This is a genomic window from Lacicoccus qingdaonensis (assembly GCF_900101075.1).
GTDB classification, from domain to species: domain Bacteria; phylum Bacillota; class Bacilli; order Staphylococcales; family Salinicoccaceae; genus Lacicoccus; species Lacicoccus qingdaonensis.
This window is the reverse complement of sequence record NZ_FNFY01000021.1, coordinates 26634-33328: the sequence shown is the minus strand read 5'-3', so window position 1 is coordinate 33328 and position 6695 is coordinate 26634. Positions and strand designations below refer to the sequence as shown.

4 protein-coding genes are annotated in these 6695 nt (G+C 53.0%); all 4 read left to right on the top strand.

Features of this window, described 5'->3' with window-relative positions; all coding sequences use genetic code 11:
* Positions 1–632: 632 nt before the first annotated feature.
* The 4 genes from BLR15_RS10660 to BLR15_RS10645 all read left to right on the top strand — a co-directional run bounded on the left by BLR15_RS10660 (position 633) and on the right by BLR15_RS10645 (position 6100).
* Positions 633–1436, top strand: a complete 804-nt coding sequence (locus tag BLR15_RS10660; RefSeq protein ID WP_052256905.1) for a TerC family protein — start codon at positions 633–635, stop codon at positions 1434–1436.
* A gap of 55 nt (positions 1437–1491) precedes the next feature.
* Complete coding sequence (locus BLR15_RS14295) at positions 1492–3735, top strand: S1C family serine protease (protein ID WP_245696751.1); 2244 nt, start codon at positions 1492–1494, stop codon at positions 3733–3735.
* Between the two features lie 93 nt (positions 3736–3828).
* On the top strand, positions 3829–5187 hold the full coding sequence (locus BLR15_RS10650) for a TrkH family potassium uptake protein (RefSeq protein ID WP_092987325.1): 1359 nt from the start codon (positions 3829–3831) through the stop codon (positions 5185–5187).
* Positions 5188–5206: 19 nt separating this feature from the next.
* Positions 5207–6100 carry a bifunctional UDP-sugar hydrolase/5'-nucleotidase gene (locus tag BLR15_RS10645; RefSeq protein ID WP_052256903.1) on the top strand — a complete coding sequence of 298 codons (894 nt, stop codon included), beginning with the start codon at positions 5207–5209 and terminating at the stop codon, positions 6098–6100.
* Positions 6101–6695 lie beyond the last annotated feature (595 nt).

Below are 6695 nucleotides of genomic sequence, written 5' to 3'. Positions count from 1 at the left end.
CGGGACGGTCCGTTAGCCGTTGTACGGCTCATCCCGTTGTCCGGGACGGTCCGTTAGCCGTTGTACGGCTCATCCCACTGCGCGGGACGGTCCGTTAAAGATGAAAATCAATAATCAGAAACAAACCATCAATAAATTTATTGAAAAACCGCCCCCTCAACCCCTGCCAAATCAGCAAAAACACACAATCCCACCATAGGAAGCGTTTTCATTCAGCTATCCCCTTTACAACCGCTGAGTTATCGGATATATTTAGTTTATCGATGAAACGACAATTAAATAGATCCTTATCAATAACTAAAATTTAGTTTTGAAAAAGGGGAGTAACACTAGTCTGGACGCATCAGTAAAAACAGCTTGACGGCAGCGATAAAGAGCCACAGCCATTTACTGAAAACAACAGCAACAGACTATCATTACATCGTCATTACGGCTCCAGATTTCGGCTTTTATTTCATAAATCGGACCCGGTGTAGTGAACGACGAGCCATCCGGCACGCAACATCCGCCGCCCACATTCGTTGGACCGTGAGACCTTTGGCAAAACGTACTAAAGAATATCTTTTGTACGTTCTGCGATGGGTCTCTTTTTTGTTGTCTGAATGGATACAAACATTAGGAGGTACATATTTATGGATATGGCATTATTATTGGAATACGGCTGGGTCCTGATCGTCCTGATCGTCCTCGAAGGACTGCTCGCAGCAGATAACGCTGTCGTCCTCGCGGTGCTCGTCAGACATCTGGAACCGAAAGAACGGAAGAAAGCACTATTTTACGGACTGGTCGGTGCATTCGTCTTCAGGATGATCGCCATCCTGCTCCTCGTCTGGCTCGTCCAGTGGTGGTGGATGCAGGCGATCGGCGCACTTTACCTGCTGTGGGTCTCAGGCTCGCATTTATACGAAATCATTAAATCGAATAATGAAAATAAAAACCCTGCGGACGAACAGGCGGACAAGGCGAAAGACGCTGAACCGAAAAAAGGCAGCGGCTTTTGGATGACGGTGTTCAAAGTGGAGCTCGCGGATATCGCATTCGCAGTCGATTCGATCCTTGCAGCGGCGGCCATCGCGCTCGCGCTGCCTGAAATCGGCGGCGACTTCTTCGGCGTCAACGCCGGCCAGTATACAGTCATGGTCATCGGCGGTCTCGTCGGTGTCATCATCATGCGTTTCTTCGCAACATGGTTCGTCGGCGTCCTTGCCCGCCGCCCGGGACTTGAAGTCGCAGCCTTCATCATCGTCGGCTGGGTCGGCATCAAACTGATGGTGCTCTCACTCGCACACGAAGCGATCGGCATCATTCCGCACGAATTCCCGCATTCAACGACATGGAAAGTGATTTTCTGGTCAGTGATGGTCATTGTGATACTCGTCGGCTGGTTCAGCAGTAAAAATAAAAATCCATACGACGGCGAATCAGTGGAAGTATAAGCGTTTTAATCTTATAATGTAGAATAAGCAAGTTGACAAGCTAGGAGGAAAAAGTGTGGAGAATGATAAAAAACATGTGATTCCTAGAGACCGTTACAAACGCCGCCGCCGCATCTTCACTGAAGACGGACAGCAGCCGATGGCGCCATACGGTTACGCTGCAGACTCTGATGATAATAATCATTCAGAAGAGATTGAACGACACAGCAATGAACAGAAGCCAACGAAATCAGCAGCGGAAACAAGACGGGAATATATTGAAGAAAATGACAACAGGTCCCATGATCCGGTCTATGGATACGAAGATCTGGATATAGATGAAAAACAGCCGGACGACGGCTACCAGGATGTCTATACATCAGGGACGTCAAAGCCCAAGGAATCCGTCCCGGGCGGACAGGCGGATGAAGTGCTGCGCGCAGAAGAACCGATTGAAGACCGTTCTGGAAATAAAGACCGCAGCAGAGATTTGAACGGACGAGACCGTGATGAAACCGTGCGTCCGGACGAACCGGACGCCAGCGAACGCCGGGTAAACAGGGAAGCGCAGGAATCTGCGGCACCCTCCCAGAATTCAGGGGACTCGGCGAACGCTGACACACCCCGGGGTTCTTCTGGAGATTCTGCGAACGCTGACACGTCTCGGGATTCGGCATATAGTTACAAATCCCCCGATTCCGGAGAGGCAGCACAGCCGGAAACACCACGCCACTCAAGAGATTCGGCGTACTCGGAAACATCCGGCCAGGAGAAAACACCGGGATCAACTGAAAATCCCCGGAACCAGGCAGTGCCGCCATATCCCGCAGCGGACGCACCGCAGTACGGACCGGAAGATGACACGCCGAAAAGTGCCATCTTCGGCGGCACGGCAGCCGCGGCGGGCACCACAGCCGGTGCGTCAGACGCATCTGCCAAAAATTCAGAAAACAGAAATCCGGACGGCACGTCCCGACAAAATCCTGAATCCATGAAGCGGATCCGGAGAGATCGAAAAGGGCGAGTCATCAAAGGCGACCCGGAATCATCCGATAACAAAAACGATTTCTACGGCACTGTGCCGCCGGCCGGCGGCGGTTCCGGAAACGGCAGCAGCAACCACGGTAAAGGCGGCGGGGGCGGCGGCGGATTTTTCCGCTCGTTCCTCATACCGCTGATCGCCGGTATACTCGGTGCGCTGCTCGTCTTACTGCTGTTCAATGTATTCAGCGGCGATGCGCCGGAAGAAACCGCAACGAACGAGCAGGAAGCGGGTACCGCAGAAGAAGCGGATCAGTCAGCTGACGGTGAAGCGACAGATACCGAAGCGACACAGGCAATCGAAGCCTCCCGTGATTCCGTCGTTTCCGTCATCAACCTGCAAAGAGTCGATTCACTCCTGCCGGGAATTTTCGGCGAAGATGCCGAGACGCAGCAGACTGAGCCTGAAGAAGCGGGCATCGGTTCCGGCGTCATCTACAAAACGGAAGGCGACACTGCGTATATCGTGACGAACTTCCACGTCGTCGAAGGTGCGGAAGAACTGCAGGTCAATATGCAGAACGGCGAAACAGCAACGGCGAATGTCGTCGGTACGGACGTCTGGACGGACCTCGCCGTATTATCGATATCAAGCGAGCAGGTGGAAGGCACACTTGATTTCGCTGACAGCGACGCACTGACGGTCGGCCAGACGGCCATCGCCATCGGTTCACCGCTCGGCGAGGCATTCTCAGGCTCGGTATCACAGGGCATCGTCTCCGGCCTCGACCGCTCGGTGCCGGTCGACCTTGACGGCGACGGCGGTTACGACTGGGAAGCGAACGTCATCCAGACCGATGCGGCCATCAACCCGGGTAACTCCGGCGGTGCGCTCATCGACTCGAACGGCAATCTCATCGGCATCAACTCGATGAAGATCAGCATGCCGCAGGTCGAAGGCATCGGATTCGCGATTCCGGCAAACGAAGTGCAGAAAGTCGTCAGCCAGATCGAAGAAAACGGCGAAGTTCAGAGACCGTTCTTCGGCGTGACACTTCAGGATCTGTACACCATCCCGCCTGAAGTCCTTCAGAGCGAGATGAACCTGCCTGAAGACGTCAATTCCGGCGTCGTCATCTCAAGCGTCCAGCCGGGCTCACCTGCAGCAAATGTAGGCATGCAGCAGCTCGACCTCGTGACCGCACTCGACGGCAACGAGGTGGGCAACATGATTGAACTCAGACAGTACCTGTACTACGAAAAGCAGCCGGGCGACGAAATGACGGTCGAATTCTACCGTGGCGGCGAGCAGCAGACGGTCACGGTCACGCTCGAATAATGGAATTCAAAGCCGACTCAAAATGGAGTCGGCTTTTTTTACTTTTTATAGTAAAATAAAATTCATATTGCTTCTTGAGAGGGGATTCAGCAGATGTTCAGAAAGATGCTTGCGCGAATCAAAAACTACAGTCCTCAGCGGCTGATATTCTTTTACTATTTAATTGCGGTTTCGGCAGCGACGCTGCTTCTTCTGATACCGGTATTCTACCGCGTGGATTATGATACCATCGAATTCATAGATGTTCTGTTCATCGCATCCTCTGCGCTCAGCGTCACGGGCCTCAGTACGATGGATATCGCGGAGACATTCACTGTGCCGGGTTATGCCGTCATCATGTTCATCATGAACCTCGGCGGTGTTGGCATCATGGCGATGGGGACGATGGTCTGGCTCATACTCGGCCAGAAGATCGGCTTACGCGAACGCATGCAGATTATGGTGGATACGAATCAGTATAAAATTTCAGGCGGGGTCAAGCTGATCATCGATATCATCGTGCTGATCTTCATCATCGAGCTGCTCGGTGCGATTTATTATTTCATCGTATTTCTAACAGGCTCGGGCGATTTCAATTACGCACTGATGCACAGTGTCTTCCTGTCGATTTCTGCAACGACGAACGGTGGACTGGATCTGTTTTCCACTTCGCTCACAGGATACGACACGGCATACCATATACAGCTGCCGGTGATGATCCAGATCGTGCTCGGGTCGATCGGTTATCCGGTACTGATTGAAGTCCGGAACTATTTGTCGAGACGGCGCAAACATTTCCGGTTTTCTTTATTTACCAAAATAACGACATCGACGTACGGCGCATTGTTCGTCGTCGGTGCCGTCATGATTTTCATCTCGGAGTGGCAGGACTACTTCAAGGAATACGGCATCACCGGCGCGATGATGAACAGCATGTTCTTATCCGTCACATCCCGCAGCGGCGGGCTCACAACGGTGCCGATCGAACAGCTGAGCGAGGCGACGCAGATGTTCATGAGTGCGCTCATGTTCATCGGGGCGAGCCCGAGTTCGGCCGGCGGCGGGATCAGGACGACGACATTTGCGATACTGCTTTTGTTCCTGATCTCGTTCAGCCGCGGCCACAGTAAAATCCATGCGTTCAAGCGGAACATCGCGCGTGCGGATATCGAGCGCGCTTTCGCCGTCATTTCACTCGCAGTATTTCTCGTCTTCGCCGGTGTGACTTCGATCGTTTTCATAGAAAATGGCCGGTTCGAAGTGGTGCACATATTATTCGAAGTGACGAGTGCGTTCGGCACCGCCGGGACATCCACCGGCATCACCGAAGACTTATCCGCACTCAGCAAACTGATCATCATCGCGTTCATGTTCATCGGCCGCATCGGCTTTGTGTCATTCATCTTCTTCATCGGGGGCAGACAGAAAAAACACTCGCACCAGTTCCCGGAAGAACGCATTATGGTAGGATAAATTCAAGGAGGGCTTTATTATGCAGGAATTTTTTACGGTCAAACTGATATTGACCCAGCATCTCGGCGGCAAGCTCGGCATGAGCGACGACGTTTCCCTGTCCAAAGTTTCAAGGTACGCCGGCGGCATCAATCCCGACGACAATTACCACGTGCTGCTCGGGGACCTCGGCGGTACACTCGGCATCGACCAGGAATTGCGCGGCCGCCGCAATCCCAGTGTCACCGCGATGAATTACATGGGCTACAACTTCGCGGTGCTGAACCACCGCGATCTGTCGAACGTGTCCAAGCTTCGCCGAGCCGTCGGTTTCGCACGCTATCCGTTCATGAACTGCAACATCGGCCACCCGAATACGAAGGAATCGTTTTTCGGCGAGCCCTACAAACTCATCGACATCAACGGCATGCGCCTCGCGTACGTGAGCGGCTATGCCGGCGAGTTCGACGCGGGCGATGATGATCTCTTCCGTGTGACGGACATCGCCGAATCCCTGCGCCGCACTCTACGTTATATTTATGATAATAAAGACCCGGACTACATGATCGTCGCAATATCCGACTGGGATGAATCCATGCAGGAAGTCGTGAACAGCCTTGAAGGCGTAGGGATTGTTGTGACCGGCGCGCCGGCGGTGTATGGCGGCAGGCTCGACGCGGAAGTGGAGGATGATTCAGCTTCGGAGGAAGTCGAACTGTTGAATGGCAAAGAGACATACAACGTCGACGAATCCAACCCGATTACCATGTATCACCACCATCACGATGGATTCGTCATCTCCATCGACTTGAATTTCAAACGGCGCACCACCACATTCGAATACTTGGGCCACACTTTGACCAACCTTGACAAAGAAATATCCAACCTGACCGACGATATCCACCTGAACGACCTGATCTACTACCATTTCTAGGCTTTCTTGACGCCTTATCGGCTCATCCCATGCTCCGGGACGGTCCGTTAGCCGTTGTACGGCTCATCCCATGCTCCGGGACGGTCCGTTAGCCACTGTACGGCTCATCCCATGTTCCGGGACGGTCCGTTAGCCACTGTACGGCTCATCCCGTGCTCCGGGACGGTCCGTTAGGCTGTGTACGGCTCATCCCATGTTCCGGGACGGTCCGTTAGGCTGTGTACGGCTCATCCCGTGCTCCGGGACGGACCGTTAGCCACTGTACGGCTCATCCCGTGTTCCGGGACGGACCGTTAGCCACTGTACGGCTCATCCCATGCTCCGGGACGGACCGTTAGCCACTGTACGGCTCATCCCATGCTCCGGGACGGTCCGTTAGCCACTGTACGGCTCATCCCGTGTTCCGGGACGGTCCGTTAGCCGTTGTACGGCTCATCCCAATCAAGGGGAAGGACCATTAACTCCCTCTAGACACTCTCTCAGACAAAAATAAAGATAATATGACTCTAAAAGAGTAATATATCCAATTAAATTTAAAATCAAAAAAATCAGAAACAGCAAATTCCTCCTAATATAATAAAGGGGATTTTTAAGT